Here is a 17,338-nt window from a genome sequence, read left to right on the forward strand (position 1 = left end):
CAATAACAGAGCTCCTTTTTCTATTAACTTACATAAAGACCTTCATTAATAGCATAAACCAATTGATTCACTTCTTCTTCACCAAGGTCTTTTTTCATCCTTGTATAACCACCTTGACTTTTAAAAGGCTCCTCTGAGAAAGCCTCCTCTGGTGTAGGTGCTAACACTGGGAATTTCAATAATTGTGTTTCAATCCGCTGTAGCCATTTTTTCTGTCTAGGCGTCCAATCGTGCATCTCATACACTTTCTTCATCGCATGATTCACCCGTGTTTTATGGTCAACCAATGCTTCACCGATCGCAGCTTGGCGAATAAAGCTAATAATATCCGCTGCAATTTCTTCATTCTTCGCTTGCTTCCAAGCGTTTCGTAAATCATTTTCTTTATATCCTTCCGTACTTAATTGCACAATAATATTACGAAGGTCATCTTTCGTTAAGTCTTTAGGACGCTGACAAATGATTTGGAGTGCAGGTATAGTATTCATATTCTCCCGAATATATTGTACAAAACCATCTAAATAATCGACTGGCCTTGTATTTCCTTCACCATACCCACGATTTACTGACGTAACTTGATCTTCATGTTTCGAAATTACTTGAAGTTCCTTTTGTGTTCTATAATTATCTAAATAGTCAAATAGACGACTATTTGTTTCTACTTGTGTTTGTGTATAATCTTGAATGTCATGTGCAAAGTCATCAACTGTAGTACCTTTTGATAGTTGTTCAAATTCTTTCTTTGCGGTTTCATCTAGCTTTTGTTTTTTACGTTGAATTTTTGCAACTAGCTGATCTAAGAAGTGCTTTGCTTCATCTTTCGTCTCTGATTGAATATATGCTTCTTTTAAATCACCAATTGATGCATTTTGTTTTTTTACAACAGGTTTCATATCTGTATATTTTTGTAGTTGATGATAAATACCCACTGCATCAAAAATACGGAATACTTCTTTATTGATATCAGGACATAATCTTGTTGCACGACCTAACATTTGATCGTATAAAATACGTGATTTAATACGACGTAAAAAGACGATATTAGTAATGGACGGTACATCAATTCCTGTCGTTAATAGATCTACTGTTACAACGATATTTGGGAGTTTTTCATTTTTAAAACGTTTAATCATTTCATTTGGGCGATAAATAGAGCCTGTAATTTTTACGATCGCATCATCTGATACTTTATCGCCTCGCTCCTCAAACGCCTCTTTTAATAGACGCACAATAGAGTCAGCGTGTCGATCTGTCGCAGCAAAAATCAAAGTTTTTTCATCACTTTCAGGATCAATGTAGTCTGTTAATTTCGTTAAAACTGCTCGATTAAAACCATCCGAAATAACTCTCTTATTGAAATGTTCCACTTCAAACTTCAATTCATCTTCCAATTGTTCTAAAATGATTTCACCCTCTTCAGGGTCATACAGTTCAATCTCTTCACCTTGATTAAACGTAATACCATTTTCCTTAAGTTCTGTTTCAAATAAATACGGAGGTTCATGATCTACTAAGTAACCATCTAATACAGCCTCTGTATAAGAATACTTATAAATCGGATTTCCAAAAATCTCCGTTGTATGTAATGCTGGCGTTGCAGTTAGTCCTAAAACCGCTGCATCAAAATAATCAATAACACGTCGGTACTGACTCACATAATCATTTTGATTACGGAATAATAGTTCATCTTCAGTCATTTCTTTATCACTTGTATAACCTCTGTGTGCTTCATCGACAATAATAAAATCATATTGTCCAACAGAAGGAATTTTTTCTCCATCATTATTGAACAAGCGTCGAACCATCCCTTGAACAGTAGCGATTTGAACTTTCGTTTCAACATCAGGTGTCATATCTTCTAAAGTTTTAACATCATAAATGGAGGTAAAAGGTAAACCATTTTCCATTTTAGAATCTTTTAATGCGTCTTCCGTTTGTTGTCCTAGTGAATTACGATCTACTAAGAAAAGAATACGACGACATTTTTTCGCTTTAATTAAACGATACATAAGTGCAATCGCTGTACGAGTTTTACCAGTTCCTGTTGCCATTGCAACCAGCATTTTACGTGCACCTTCTATTAATGCGTTTTCAACGGATAATACCGCTTTTTGTTGGTACCCACGTAAACTAAACTTTGTAATATCATCCTCTTTTAAGCGCTTATCAGCTTCTTCATCATTCACATCTAGTAAAAGTTTTAAATCTTCTGGTGAATGCCAACCTTCAATTGCATGAGCACGCTTTGTTTGGTGGCGTGTATCCCAAAACCAAATTCCAGATTGATCTTCCAATTGTCGAAGGAACGGACGACCGTTTGAAGCATATACAAACGGTACTTTATATTCACCATTTGGAGGTAATAATTGAATATCCTCCATTTGCGTAACATTACGTGCATAATCCTTTGCTTGACTATCCAAAGCTGCAGGAATATCACGATGTTTTGCTTTCGCTTCAACTAAAGCTACTAGTTGCTCACCGATAAATAATGCATAGTCAGCAAATTGACTACCAACCTTCCATTCAGCGATCGCCATATTTCTATTTTTTTCAGGCATTGTTTTATAATTTTTAAAGTTAATAGTTTTTGAATCAACTTCCCAACCAACTGCACGTAATTTATCATCAATTAATGTACGTGTTTGCTCTTCTGACATTTGATGTTTACGTAAATGATTACGCGATTTTTCTTTACGTTGAACACGCAGTTCTTTTTCTACTTCGCGTGCCGAAATGACTTCCAGTTGTTTTTCTAAAGCTTTTTCTTTCTTATCAATCTCTGCTTGTAGTTGTTTGATTTTTTCTTGTAATGCAGAAGAATCGGCTTCTTTAGTAGGAGGAACATAACTTGGCGCACTAAACTCCCAGTCTACGTAAACCTCCATAAACCAAATAGAAATTTGATAAGCTAATGCTAGCAGTTGCTTTGCTTCTTCCGTTGTTCCATAACTACCATCATGAGCAGCTTTATTCCCCTTTTTACGAAGCAAGTGGAAAATCTCTAACATTTCTGGCTCTGCTAGACCTTCTCGTTGAATTGTATTCAATCGCTCAATCTGAGTATTACTCTGTAGTTCTTTAATATTGTCAGAAGCAAGCACAGATTTTGCAATTGTTTCTCCTAGTAAACGCAGTTTGCTGATCGTAGTGTTTGAATCAATATATACATTACGCTCTGCACTTTCACCAATTTTCGCCAACACTTCCCATTCATCTTTAAAAAATGAAAAGTTACCCATCACATCACCACTTTACACTTAAATTATTATATTTATATACAACTATATCAATAACTATTATACTTACCTTTACAATATAATACAATTATATACTATTAGTGACATGCACTTTTATTTTAATTTATATACTATATGTGCATATACCAAAAATAATATAATTATAATTATACGGAGGCATATAAATTGGGCGATATTAAAATATTCCGTTTAAAAGAAAATAATGTAGAAGAATTAGTTGGGCAAGCATTAGCAGTCGAAAAATCATTACAAACTATAATGGAGCGACACCTAGATACATTTTTAGGGATACGTTTTTTAGCCTCTGAATATAGTACAGGTAAAAAACACGCAGGTAGAATAGACACATTAGGCATAGATGAAAATAATTCACCTGTTATCATTGAGTATAAACGTTCAGTAAACGAGAATGTTATAAACCAAGGATTATTCTATTTAGATTGGCTACTAGACCATAAAGCAGAATTTGAATTGATGGTAATGCGTAGATTCGGTGAGGAAGTCTCTAATGCTATTGACTGGAGTAGTCCACGTTTATTATGTATTGCAGGTGGTTTTACTAAGTACGATGAACACGCAGTAGAACAAATCAACAGGAATATCGAACTATACGTTTATAAACACTATGAGGACGGGTTACTATTACTCGACTTGGTAAATGCTACAACTGCTCAAACTGTACATATTAATGATGATACAACTGCCCTGATTACCAACAGAAATACCAAAGTTAAAACTGTCTCAGATTATCTTGAGCAATCAAATAAACAATTAATTGATAGATTTGAAGCACTAAAATTGTATATGTTGGCATTAGGTGACGATGTTCAAGTAAAAATATTAAAGCATTACATAGCTTTTAAGAGAATAAAAAACTTTGCATGCTTAGAAGTGCACCCCCAAAGCGATAAGATCTTACTGTATTTAAAGGTGGATCCAAAACATATAGAACTACAAAGTGGTTTTACTCGCGATGTCAATAATATAGGACATTATGGTACCGGAGATTTAGAAGTTATTATTACAAGTGACGAAGATACCGAAAAAGCTAAACCCCTTATTAATATGAGTTATGATGTAAGTTAATTAGTTAATAAACCCTTGTACGAATTAAGAGAATTTATTTTAAAAAATGTAATCTTTTCATAGAAAATTTCGGTCTTGTAACTCAATAATATGAGTACTATATTGACAAGATGACGGACAGCTAAAACGGGTACTTAGACATTTCTCGCCGAGTTTTCAATAACGACATTGGAGATGTTTTTAGAAAATCTAATAATGAAAAAACAGGTTCGAAGTGCAAAGGGAAACATATGAAAAAATAAATACATTTACTTTTGAACAATTATTTTTGAAATTCTATCATACTACTATAAAGAGAATATTTATAAGTATAATAGTATGATAGTTATTTTTTACACTGAGACTAGGGAGTGTTCCTTTTGAAATATTATTTTGCAACTAAAATACATAATATGACGATAAAAACTACTCTATCCAAAGGAAAAACAATAGAGGGAAGTGCTCGTATTTCAAACGGGAGAGAAAATTTCAAGAAATACTTTGATAATAGGGTACTTAGAGATTGTATTGGTTCGTTAAATTACGATGAGTTCAATGATAGCACCTACTATTATGAGACAGGGAATTTCGAAGATTTAAAAAATAAAGTTGGTGGTGACCCAGCACGACTAGATTGTTTATTTTTTCTGTTGCGGAATGCTCAACATTTTGTCAATAATTTATGGTTAATAAAAGATAATAGTATTTATGTAACTGATGGATTTTTACAAATATATCCAGAAAAAACCCCAGAAAAAGGTTTTGTAACAACCGGATCACTTTCACTAATCACTACAACAGCTTTATGTGAAACTCAAAATACAGATTTCGCAACAGAGGAGTTAGATAACGCGATTACCCTTTATAACCTTGATCCTATATTAGAATTCACAGAAATAGAGGAAAATTGGGAGATGCCCCTTAAAAATCCACTAACGAAAAACCTTGGGAGAATAGGAAGAGCTACTTACTTTACATTAGGTGCTCGTGGTGCTGCCTCACTTCCATTAAAAATCCTTAATTATTGCACCACTCTTGAATGCTTATTTACTTCAGATAGTACAGAAGTAACACATAAAGTCGCCGAGCGATTCGCATATTTTTTAGGAAATAACTTCGAAGAAAGAAAAAAATATTTTCAATTGACTAAAGATGCATATAAAATACGTTCAAAAGCTGTTCACGGGCAGTCTATTAGAGCAACTAATGAAGAAATGCAACGAGTTTCGCAAGAAATTGATAGTGCAATTAGAAATATATTTATTATCTACTATACTAATAAAGTAAAAGGTAATATTTTCAAACAAACTGATAACAGCAAATACGATGATTGGTTCAACAACTTAATTTTAGGTTAGGTACTAAGTGATTGGGATTATTTGACTTAATAAAAACGACTCTGTAATCCGAGTCGTTTTTCCCATTAAATTAGTGGATTTGTACACGGTTTTCCTTTCGAATTTACTAATTAAAATCGACATTGTACATTTTTAAGTTTTTTCCCAGAAAATTTTCAGCGAAATTAAGTAACTATATTCAAAGTATTACAAATGGATTAAGATGGCGTATAGTTCTATCTAATAAATTAGACCTGTTATTTTAAATTTTACGTGGATCTTTCAGTCACATGGTGAACAAAAATATCTATTACCTCTTTCATCGCTATAATGGACGGCTTTTCCCCTACTTTAGATCACTTATATACTCCGATAAGATTATCTGTTTTTGCTGATTTCAGTATACTGGGCTCCTTCCACTTCCCTTGCACGTATCTTCTTACGTTCTCCACGGCAGTATTTGTAATGGCTTGCCAGTAACGATTGTATCTACATTATACTTATACTTTGTCATAACTAATAGCAACATATCTATTACGACAATATCTGCTTGCATCCCCAATATTATCTCGTCACAACTTATTAGTATCGCATCCATATTAGATCCTAACTAAATTAACACAGCTTACAACTGTCTGCCCAACATTTCTACTCCCCACTATTCCTCCTTCTACAATCTTTCATTTCAACTCAATTACCGCTTTTACTCTTTTAAAAGTGCTTAGTTAATAATTGATTGTTTATTTTTTACAGTATGAGGATCAAATGATTATTAATCTATTAAACTTAAAGGGTATCCGCTCTGTCCTCAATCTCCTAATACACGTATACTAATATAGTCTTTTGATATCTTATATTACAAACCCCTCTATAATTCATTATTTTATATTTAGTATAAATTTATATATATTTTTGCAAATACAAATATTTACTCATATTTTAAAGGGAGAATATAAAAAATCACTCTGCTAACCTATACGCATGGTATTTTTACAAAATAATTTCTCTACCGGAGAAAGAAAAAACTACCATTTTATGTTTTATACATAACCCTCTTCATTAATAATTTGGTATTATTAAATATAGAAACAATAGTTCTACATAAGGAGGCTTTTATGCATAAGATTTTATTAACAGAAGAATCCTCGATTTCTTATCGAATAGAGCCCTTTTATTTTAAAAAGGACTTCTCAAAGATAAAAAGCTTAAATGGTTTTAAGCCATTATCCTTTACAAAGGACATGTTTTATAATCATATTAACCAGCTAATGTTTTTAAAAGAAAGCGATCCAGCGTACAAAAATCAAATCGGCAAGTCCTTCCTCCTTGATTGGGAGACAGAGGATCCAATTAAGTATTTTAATTCTTATCTAAAAGAGGAGAAATTTTTCCCACTTAGGGGTACAGAATATGAATATCTTGTGAGAGAGTTTAAAGACGAGCAAACCAAAGAGAGTAGACTAAAAAAATACATTCGTTTTAAAATCGAAAACGTTCAGTTGCTAATTAGTGAAATGCAAGTTGGTTTTCTTGTTTATGATTTGAAGGTATTAGAGCTTTATGATGTTGAGAAGGGGGAAAAGAAGCCCTATCCTCAAACCCTCGAAAATTATGATTGGGTCATGTATTATTTACGAAAAATGCAGCATGCAAAAAAAGGGAGATTACGTGCTGTTATTCGAGACCCAGAGGATATTAAACACCAGAATAATTACAATAAAAGGAAAGCAGCAGCATTTAAGAATGGACTCTCATTTACTGAAGAAAAACCTGATAAACAGGGGGAATTTTCAATTCCAGTAAAATGGACAGACTTAGTAACAGGGCTGTTAAATCAAATTGGAGATGTATATAGCTTTACCAATCAAAAAAAGGTTGGACATCATTCGCTATTATATTCATCAGCTTTTATTAAGACTCCAGATAATTTGGAACAATCGAATCAGACACATGAATTGAGTTTAACACGAGAAAATTATGAGTTAGCAGTTGCAAACAAAGTATATAAGGTTAGCCATGGTTATCAGGAAACATATTATAAGGAATGCACAACAGAAGATGTTCTGCGGACATTTGATAACATTATGTGGAGTTTATCAGCCGAGGGTGTTTCTAATATCGTCTATAGCGTACCAAATAAGCAGGCTATGAAGTTCTTTGATGAATCGTTTAAAAGGAAACAAGAGACAAATTATTATTATATGTATGTACTTGCTTTAATGCAGAAGTATAGTTTGCTGTATTATTCAATGCGTACGGCAGATATTTTATTTCAATCTTCTGTTTACATAGGACAAGAACTTTCGAGGGAAGAACGTGATGAGGAACTGCAGCGAACACGAAGCTTTCATGCCAAAACATTAAAATTCACTATTCATGGTTATTATGAGCAAGTATCATATCATTCTCATTATAATGATCTTTATGAAAACCTTATCAAGTCTCTGCGAATTCCTGAGCTTCAGCAGGAGTTGTCACCAAAAATGGCAGCTTTTACTCAGGTAATTGAAACACTTGTGCATGAACAAAACACAAAAGAAAAAGAAGAAATAAATAAAGCAGCAAAAATTTTGCATAATGAGGAAAAAAGGACACAGGAAAAACAAAATAACATCATTCAAACAATCACTTATTTTCTATTACCAGCTACGTTAACAACAGGAATTTTAGGAATGAATATTCCATTTATTGATCACAGTCAGGACATTTACTTAGTTTATGCTATATTACTTGTTACCCTGTTTACAGCTAGTTTGTCAGTTTTACTCAATAAAGAAATCAAGGGAATTCCGGCAAAAACTGTTATTGTTGCGGCCATAATTCTACTAGTTCTAACATATACTTTGGATCAAGCTTTTAATAAACCAAAGCAAATAGAGAAAAAGACTGAGCAAGTACAAACAAATGAAAAGAAATAGTTAATCTGGACTAATTCTAAGAATTAATGTAGAAAACAAAGTGTAATTCAAAAGGGATTTGGAAATAAGAGATCAAATCCCTTTTGTTTTTAAATAAGCTTGAGTCACAGAACTTAACGATTAATATGTATCTTGCAGTTATTTATATGCTGGTGAACTTTTATTTTCAACGATAAAATGCATTAATGATTATTTTAGTATCTGATGTTCAACAATTAATATGCCCCACCCTGCTACAACAAGATTGTTACTAAATTAATCCAGAAACAACTATAGGATAACGCCTTTTAATATTGGTATTGTTGATTTATTTAAGCACGTTACCCCAAAAAATCCTTTATCAATACATAGAAATTTACTAAGCTTGATAAGGGCTTTTCAGAATATAAAAACGTTGTTGAATAGATTCCTTTTTTAAGTCGACGTAGATTAACACAGCTCGTTTTCATAACTAAATGGAACTATAATAACTTAAAATTTATTTTCACCGTTCTTTTTATTAAATACATACAAACGCAATTAAAGTTTATTATATTTTCCTTAGGTAAGATTTTCGGACTAGAGTAGAAGTTTCTTATTTTCATACAGTTAACACTGTATTCTGTGAGATAAAATGTTAGGTTTTCATTAGATAGGAAGCAAAGCATAAACTGTGAGAAATGACTGCATCTATTACGGAAACAAAGGTTAGCGATATTTATCTTCGCTAGACCTTTTTATTAACTTTATTATTATCAAAAACATATCTTAATTGCATGTTCAATTACCTTTCGTTGATTATACACGCCTAAACAAAAAAGTTTAGGTGTTTTTGGAAAAAATAATACCTAAGGGGTATAGGACCTATGTAAGTCCTTATGCTCTCTTACCTCTTTCCACTCTTCCCTATAACCTTATTACAATTATCGCTTCAGAAGTTTCTAATTCTACGTTAATTTTTAAACTGTTTCATGTGTTTAATTTGCTTGATTTATTATCTACCTTGTAATCAATTCCTTCTGAAAATAAAAAACACCAGCTTTAAACTGGTGCATACATTTCTCTCTATCTATTGTAGTGGTTAGAATAAAATTATATTACTTTTTCCGTTGTACAGACTCAAATACCAGAGATAAAAATAATTCTACTTGATTACCCATATGTGTAATGAAATCTTGTTTTATTGCTATTTCACCACTATCACTAATATTAATAGTTTCATATGAATCAATTACCTTTTTTATTTCTTCAACCTTTTGATCATCGTACATTCTTCCATTGCAATGTACAATATTATTACGGATAGTGTTTAAATCGTTAATAAATTCCCATTCTTTACATTCAAAAGGGAATTGAATACCCATCTCTTTACTCATATATTCCCCTAATCTTCTTAAAAAATGACCTTCATATTTAAATTTCCCGAACTCTTTTTTAAATTTTCGGTTTAATTCCATCATATCTTCATACCTCAAAGTACTCGCCATGTGAGCCTTTACAACTCTCACCAAATACTGTTCGATAGTAGAATATGTTAATACTACCGTTGAATATCTTAATAAACTTGGGAAAGTTTTATCTAGATCATTAAATTCATCTATTACATATTCCCAATACATATCTTGTTCTTCTTCAGTTAGTTCTTTTGAGCTTTTTTCGGATAATTTTGATAGTTCTTCTAATTTTAATCTATTTGTTTTTTCCATTTCATGAACATAGTCCCTAATAGAGCCTACTTGCATTTTAGCAACAGTATGTGCTATTACGTTTTCAAACATCTAATCACCTTCTATATCCTATATTTTAAATTTCTATTTATAACATATCACTATTTTTTTCCTGTACACAAGGATAGTACCAATAACTAGGATTTTATAACTCTATATTTATATAATAAATTAATTTTAATCTTTAATTTTGTTCAAATTAATAAATTGTTCCTATGAACCATATTTTTTTATAAAATACTCCCTATCCGTCTTCACCAACGTAAACTCTTGATACCTCTTTGTCTCTCCCCGTTCCTAGAATCTGCTCTTCTATAAATCTGCAACTTCTCTTTTTCAAACGCATCCTACGTACAGGAGGCTTGTGATCACTCCGATCAGAACCGTATTCCTCCCCCTAATTTCACCGATACCTCAGCGCTATGCCTCCTCGACGATTGATGATGGCTCATAATCAGAAATTCTTCATGAGTCATCTTATCGGGATATGTATTCGAAAGCTCTTCGTATAACATCAAATCTGCTAATCGTTCGAGTTATTTTACCTCAGGACGTTCTTCTTCTTTTTTTAAATATCGTTATAATAAAAATACTGATTAAATACCTAGGAAAAAGAACTCGCTTTATTTATTGCTGAAAAGGCAACAGGTAAATATATAAAATATTTAAAGACTTTGTTGAGGACTGGAAGAAGAAATATGCTGTTAATAACCTGTGACCTCGAACATACGAAGCTTATTGCAGCCATTTAAAGTTACGTATCTTACCTTCTCTCAGAAACATAAAGTTAGAAGATATAAAACCTATATACCTAATCATCCTTGCCGATCAGCTTAAAAGTGATATTCATAAAGATAGTAAAGCGAGTAGTTTATCCATTACTACGAGATTCAATCTCTGAACTTAATTATGTGTGTAATAACTTATTTTTGTTAGTATTAAAGCGTTCTCTCTATTTCTACACATTGCTTTTATGTAGAAATAGAGAGAAAATCTGTTTAAATTAATTACTTTTTAAATATAAAAGTAATTAATTTATTTTGTTATATATTTTTATAAATACGCACAGAATGCTCTAGACTAGAGAAAATCATTCTACTCTTTATTTATATAATTCTTTACAATATACCAGTTTCTCGCAATTTAAAATCTGAATTTTTTAAAATCAACCTTAATTGCTTACATTCCAACAATTAGTTCTCCTTCATTTGTAACTAAAATTTTTATTTCTTTTAGATTTATATAAGCCTGTTTTTCTAATAATTTATATTTTTTCTTTAGGTAGGAATTTTGACCCTTTGATAAAATTCGCATGACTTTCTTTTAAATTTTTTAGCCCCTTTACTACTTCAGGTACTATTTTTAATAAATAAGGAGAATCTAATGGTGCCGCATACCTATATTTTAAAATACGATATACAGATTTCTCCATCTCCTCAAGACTTCTAGACCATTTCCCTTCACAAATAGAATCACAGGATGCATATATAACAGCATAAAACATAGCCGAAAATTTATTTTTCCTTTGCAAATCAGGCAATAAAGCCTCTTTCTCATTAAACCGCTGTACAATCACATTAATTTGAGGATGATTCGTAAAAGGAAGAAACAAATCTAACCACTCCAATTAAAAAATTCCCACTATAAATCAAACTATCCCAAAAATAGCACCTGCTTTTCCTTATTCTCAACAAACTTCGGAGATGCTAGACTCCTGAGCCCCTATCATATAAAATAGATGTATTTTATGTACCGTAACTTCAAAATTAGTTTCAATTCGTTATTTAAGCATATATAAATTGGGCACATTGTCGTGTTTTCTTGTTTATTGTATAATTTCCATCTCTTCAAATATGTTACAAATTCATTAAATTAGAAATGATACCTTTAAATTTCTTATATTCCTCAATTTGTCCGGATACTTCTTTATAAGATGTGGATATCAATACTTTATTTCCATGAATGAAATCATTTCTATTTTTTCGGATGTTATTGATTAGTCTATTCATCTTACTCCTGCTAATTAAAGTTGGTAATAATTCGCAATAATCATACAATTTCTTTATAATCTGAAAAGTACTCATGCTTACTTCTCTAATTAAACCTTCATTTAATGCAGATTGATAATTTTCTTCAGTCATGTAATACTTAAAATCAAAATCATTGTAATTAGGAACTCTACGATAAAACTTTTCATCTAGTTCTCCCACACTTTTTTCTACAATCAATGGGCACACTACAGTATATATATAGTTTTCAAAGGCTGAATTCAAAGAAAGAATGGATTCTCTAAAATCACCACTTAATAGATAACTCTGCGAATCTAATAATAGTAAATCATATAATGCTAAAGCACCCGCATCCATATATTTAGGAATTTCTACTTGTGATTTTTCAGAACTAAATGTATATGCTCCATTATCTAATAAAGGTATATTTATAAATGGAATTCCCTCAGCTATATATTCAATTGCCTTATTTCGAATCATAAATGGATATATATTTTTTATCCAATACTCTTGAGATACTGCTCTATAATTATTAATTACAGTATTAATAGTTAAGCAAATCGCTTCATCTAAAATTGAAATCTGATAATCCGCATTTACTTCAACTAATTTATGGTAATTAATATATTCATTAAATTCAATACTCCAAATTGTAGACGACATTTGTCCTTCTTTATCGTAATGCTTTGTTACATTCCCACTATTTGGGGCATCTGGATTATTTGTTACATAATTAAGATTTGCTACAAAATCACTAGTTTGAACTGTTATCGGTATTATTGTGGCTTCTTTCATTGCTAAAGGGAGCTCCAGCATAACTTTTGTTTTTATAGTATTTTTCTCAATTGCTTCTTGTAAAGCTAGTGCCTCTTTAAATGTTTCATCATTTACAATAGTATCTACCGCTAAAAGTTCTAACTCTTTCAATAATTTTTTTCCATTGCCAAGGAATTTTGAATTTTTACTGTTCAAAAATTCAACAAAATAAGTTTTTGCACCACTGATAAGAATGTTCCTCTTATTATCTTCTAGCTCCTTACTATATCTATTGTGATTTTTCGTCTTTTCAAACCAATAAATCGCTTCAGAATATTGAGAAGTCCTAAAAAGATTATCAAATTTCCCTCGATATATTACATACATCTTATATTCAATTTCAGCTCTTTCCCTTCCTTTCAATTCTTGATATTGAGTAAGTACTTCCTCTACTAAATTAAAATCTTGAAATTTTGAATTACAAAATAATTGTACCTTTGTTAATAAACTTTGCAAAAAAAACACTCCAATTCATAAGTTTTTATAACTTAATAAACAAACTGTTAATTTTCATGTTCAAATACATGTAATAATAAGGTTTAATAATAGGCTTTTCTCTACTATGATACTTTACAGTACAATTCATCTCTTCTATATGTTACTTAATTTTATATAACGATCACAGCATAAAATCCACTATGAAAGTATCTTACATATATTTAACTATTTCACCTTTTTGTGTGTTAAAAAACTTTGCAACGGAACTATAATTTCTATAGCTTGTTTGTAATCATCTCTTCTATATCCACATTTATTTGGTTTTTTAATAAAATAAAGTAAATTAAAACATCAGCTAGTTCATTATTGGTTTTTCAAAAATTTCCCCAAAGCTTCTTTACTAATGTTCCATTGAAAATTCTCCAACAATTTACTAGCTTCTAATTGAAAAAGAATTTGCTAGATCCTCAAGATAACGAAACCGCTTTAAGTATCTATTATATAGAAATTTAAGGATTTTTCCGGAAATATTTTGATTAATTTTTCGAACCTCCAAATACATTTCATTGATTGTGCATCTATAATTATATAAAACCACCTGTTACCATTGCGGGAAATATAGATATGCAAATATAAATGTTTAAATTTGAGATAAATACAAATGATTTATCGAGAGGTATACCATTGTCCCAAAATAATATATAGTTAAATGAAGTCATCGAAATATTAACGAATCTAGAATCAAACTAAGAACAAGGTTGTGGAGCGTAATATATGTGACTTTGATAATTATCACCACGAACAGACTATCTACCATCGTTCATACGATAGTAATATTTATAAAAGTGAACAAGTCTTATTTTATGCTATAAGTCCAAACAATCAATGATTACACTGTTTTAATTTTGGGCAGACCGCATGGATCTGTTCTTTTTGGACTATATACATGTCTCCCAGTGTACTTAATATCAAAATTGCAACATAAAATAATTTGAATACTCGCATTGAACATATGCGTTTCTTAATAAACCGATTATTCTGTTCCACAATGTTATTTAGCTTTTTTATTTGTTTGATTTAGCTGCCTATCGACATCTTTTTTCAATTCTTTAATCGTTATCGGATGGGATGAATTCTTTTCTACTGTGATAGCGCAAGGCTTAGAAACTGTAAAAGGCTGTAAAGCGTTTTTTTGATCTCTTTCCCTGAACAACTTGATCGCATACTGCATGCCTTTATGATTCTCTGTATATCTTTTGGTCATCCTTTATATACTCCTCGCCTTTTATCAAAAAAGAGTCCCTATCTCTGTGCCGTTACTTAATCATATCAGCTGCAAAATCTGCAATCCCCGATATAACAGTGATTATTAATTTTTCTAATTGCCGTAATGTGTTTATTTTATCTCCATCTATGTTTAGAACGTCAGAAATTACAAGTTTAGCAGGTTTAAAAAAAAGATAAGAAAAAGTTTAAATATGATTTAACAAATTTCTATTTTAAAGTATAAAAAATTCTACTCTCAGTCACGCGAGTAGCTTACAAATCCTATTGTAGTGGGAAAAGTAGAGATTTTATCTATTATTACAGTCAAATCCGAATTCAGACAAAATTAAGCTACCTGCCCCCAATTGAATATAGGGACAGGTAGCTTAGATGCTTTTTCTATTGTCTCAAATTAATAGGTCAGCTCAGGGCATTCCGAATTGTTTCTTTTATAAAATCTTAGTTAATACACTTAGTCAGCTTAATTAACTGAATTATCTTCTGTTCATCAGCCAAATCCTCGATTCGAATTTCTTGTAAGTACCCAAAAATGATTTCAGCATTAGGAACTTCTTTTAGGGCATTAAACCGTTGACCAATTTCTTGTATAATTTGCTTGGATTGCTGCTTATTGCCTTTTCTATGTTCCATTAGCAATTTCTCTGCATACATGCCAAGCTGGATGACCTTCATGGTTATCCCGCTAAGATGAGAATCGCATATACTAATCGCCGTATTGATATACTTAACAGCTAATTTATCCTTCCCTTTACAGTAGAGATACGTAGCCATATTCCAAAAAATAAATTGTAGCGGGTGAGAGAATCGATAGCTTGCTTGCAAGGTTTCAACCGTTATATTTTCCTTGATCAACGATTCATACATTCGGTCTGCTAATACATCTGTCCCATTCCATTTAGCAGCAGCCATAATTTTAAAATACGAATGGTATTTAAAAATCACCCTATACACTTCGTCTTCTTTCAACGTCGCCAATAGTCCGCGAAACTCATCTTTTTCTGTTGTTAGTTCGCATGCTTGATAAAGAAAATTAATGGCTTTGTCAAACTGTTCCCCTTCACAGTAGGCCAGGCTTTTGTAAAGATACTGCCTCTCCTTATCAACATCAAGTGTAAAGTGATTTAATGCATGATCAAAGTCATAGATCGCATTCTCCAAATTGGCCGAGTTCTCCTGAATCAGCATCGAATACCCTTGACCTCTTGTCCCGTATGCTTTTCCTAGCATCTCAAACATTTGCGTTTCTTCTGAAACCCCTGAGGATTCCTCATCAACAATTTCAAGCAGCTGCATCATTTCCTCAAGGATTGTAATCGCTTTAGTAGAATCTTGGATCGATCCTGTAATATCCATTAAATTCTTTTGATTAACCGCCCTACGAATTTTGTATAGATTGAAATACTCAAATTTAGTCATCACATCTTTTACACAAGTGAGCTGCTTCATAAATAGAGCATCCTGGTCATTCGCTTTCATACTGCCTTCATGAGTGTACAAAGAGTAAAGATAGAGAATAATATCAAGGTTAAACTCTGGTATATCTATCCCATTTTCACTTAACCAAGGCAGGAGCTCTTTCTGCATGTCAATTAACACAGGCCGAATAAATTCATAATTTCTGTCTATCTTTATAAAAGTATCGACTTTAGACGAAATGAAACGCAATTGAATTTTCTGTCCATACTCGTCTAAGTCACTTAGATGCTTAATGGCAATCGGGAGGTAGGTTTCCTTGAAATCCTTACTTGAATCGAGGTAACATTCAAAAATAACGTCACTTATATTACCTTCTACTAACCAGCGTTCCATCTCGTTCTTCACGGAATTCTCAAAAAAAGAGAAAATGTACAAATGATTATACAGTTCATCAATCCGCTGTTTTTGATTGTCATCAAATTTAGATGAAGTTTTGGTTAAGAAGGTATTACAGACACCATCTGCTAACATCAATCTTGAACTCGTTCTGGCATCATCAAAATGAATATGATAATTCCATCTGTTTTTTCGTGTTAGAACTTTTCGCGCCAGGCCAACAATAATTCTTTCTCTTAATCTGCTTTCATATTCTTCTTTCGCTAGAATTCCATAGCCTTTTACCGTATTCTTTCTCGTGGCTACTAAGATATCAAGCTCAAAATCACCATGAATCGCCGACAAACGCAGCAATAGTTGAATGATGCCTTCTGCGAGGACATTTAAATAAGTAATATCGCTGTCAATTATCTTAATCCGCTCTTTATTTTGAAAAATAACAAATTCCCCATTATTTTTTCGAACTTCTTCGAGCATTGCTAGATTTTCATTGCCACTTTCCTCATTAAAATGAATGTTGTCTTTTCCAATAATCTGCCGGGCGCTTTCTTCAGTTATTTTTCCTTTTTCAATCAATACTCCCCCAACTAGAGATGGGTTCAAAAAAGTTTTGTGATCACTGATGAAATCACCGCTTTCATCCAGCCAAAGTTCGAAACGCATGTTCTTTCCTCCAAATATTTTATATGA

11 protein-coding genes are annotated in these 17,338 nt (G+C 31.9%); 4 read left to right on the plus strand and 7 right to left on the minus strand.

Annotated features, from left to right (window positions below; all coding sequences use genetic code 11):
- Positions 1–23: 23 nt before the first annotated feature.
- Positions 24–3,242, minus strand: a complete 3,219-nt coding sequence (gene hsdR / locus BUA87_RS09375; protein WP_072939385.1) for a type I restriction-modification system endonuclease — start codon at positions 3,240–3,242, stop codon at positions 24–26.
- A 183-nt stretch (positions 3,243–3,425) separates the two neighbouring features.
- Here hsdR and BUA87_RS09380 point away from each other — a divergent pair, with 183 nt between their 5' ends.
- On the plus strand, positions 3,426–4,346 hold the full coding sequence (locus BUA87_RS09380; protein WP_072939389.1) for a DUF5655 domain-containing protein: 921 nt from the start codon (positions 3,426–3,428) through the stop codon (positions 4,344–4,346).
- A 359-nt stretch (positions 4,347–4,705) separates the two neighbouring features.
- Positions 4,706–5,683 (plus strand): HEPN domain-containing protein, encoded by a 978-nt coding sequence (locus BUA87_RS09385; protein ID WP_072939392.1) that lies wholly within the window; start codon positions 4,706–4,708, stop codon positions 5,681–5,683.
- Positions 5,684–6,101: 418 nt separating this feature from the next.
- Here BUA87_RS09385 and BUA87_RS31265 read toward each other — a convergent pair whose 3' ends face one another.
- Positions 6,102–6,260: a hypothetical protein gene (locus BUA87_RS31265; RefSeq protein ID WP_178340546.1), complete on the minus strand. Its 159-nt coding sequence runs from the start codon at positions 6,258–6,260 to the stop codon at positions 6,102–6,104.
- Between the two features lie 517 nt (positions 6,261–6,777).
- On the opposite strand from BUA87_RS31265, the gene BUA87_RS09390 reads away from it, so the two are divergent.
- On the plus strand, positions 6,778–8,580 hold the full coding sequence (locus tag BUA87_RS09390) for a CorA family divalent cation transporter (RefSeq protein WP_072939395.1): 1,803 nt from the start codon (positions 6,778–6,780) through the stop codon (positions 8,578–8,580).
- Between the two features lie 1,076 nt (positions 8,581–9,656).
- On the opposite strand, the gene BUA87_RS09395 is transcribed toward BUA87_RS09390, so the two are convergent.
- Positions 9,657–10,337, minus strand: coding sequence for a hypothetical protein (locus BUA87_RS09395; protein WP_072939398.1), 681 nt, complete (start codon positions 10,335–10,337; stop codon positions 9,657–9,659).
- Between the two features lie 709 nt (positions 10,338–11,046).
- Between BUA87_RS09395 and BUA87_RS31760 the strand changes: the two genes are divergently transcribed.
- Positions 11,047–11,187, plus strand: coding sequence for a hypothetical protein (locus tag BUA87_RS31760; protein WP_083530640.1), 141 nt, complete (start codon positions 11,047–11,049; stop codon positions 11,185–11,187).
- 363 nt (positions 11,188–11,550) lie between these two features.
- Here the strand turns inward: BUA87_RS31760 and BUA87_RS09405 are convergent, their stop codons facing one another.
- The 4 genes from BUA87_RS09405 to BUA87_RS09420 form a co-directional block, all read right to left on the minus strand.
- Positions 11,551–11,913, minus strand: coding sequence for a hypothetical protein (locus tag BUA87_RS09405; protein WP_256678946.1), 363 nt, complete (start codon positions 11,911–11,913; stop codon positions 11,551–11,553).
- 229 nt (positions 11,914–12,142) lie between these two features.
- The gene (locus BUA87_RS09410) at positions 12,143–13,567 is read right to left on the minus strand and encodes a hypothetical protein (protein ID WP_072939402.1); all 1,425 of its coding nucleotides are present in this window, start codon (positions 13,565–13,567) and stop codon (positions 12,143–12,145) included.
- 1,033 nt (positions 13,568–14,600) lie between these two features.
- Positions 14,601–14,813, minus strand: coding sequence for a hypothetical protein (locus BUA87_RS09415; RefSeq protein WP_072939405.1), 213 nt, complete (start codon positions 14,811–14,813; stop codon positions 14,601–14,603).
- Between the two features lie 461 nt (positions 14,814–15,274).
- Complete coding sequence (locus tag BUA87_RS09420) at positions 15,275–17,311, minus strand: hypothetical protein (protein ID WP_072939408.1); 2,037 nt, start codon at positions 17,309–17,311, stop codon at positions 15,275–15,277.
- Positions 17,312–17,338: the final 27 nt, after the last annotated feature.

This window comes from Bacillus sp. bc15, from assembly GCF_900142585.1.
Taxonomy (GTDB): domain Bacteria; phylum Bacillota; class Bacilli; order Bacillales; family Bacillaceae_G; genus Bacillus_A; species Bacillus_A cereus.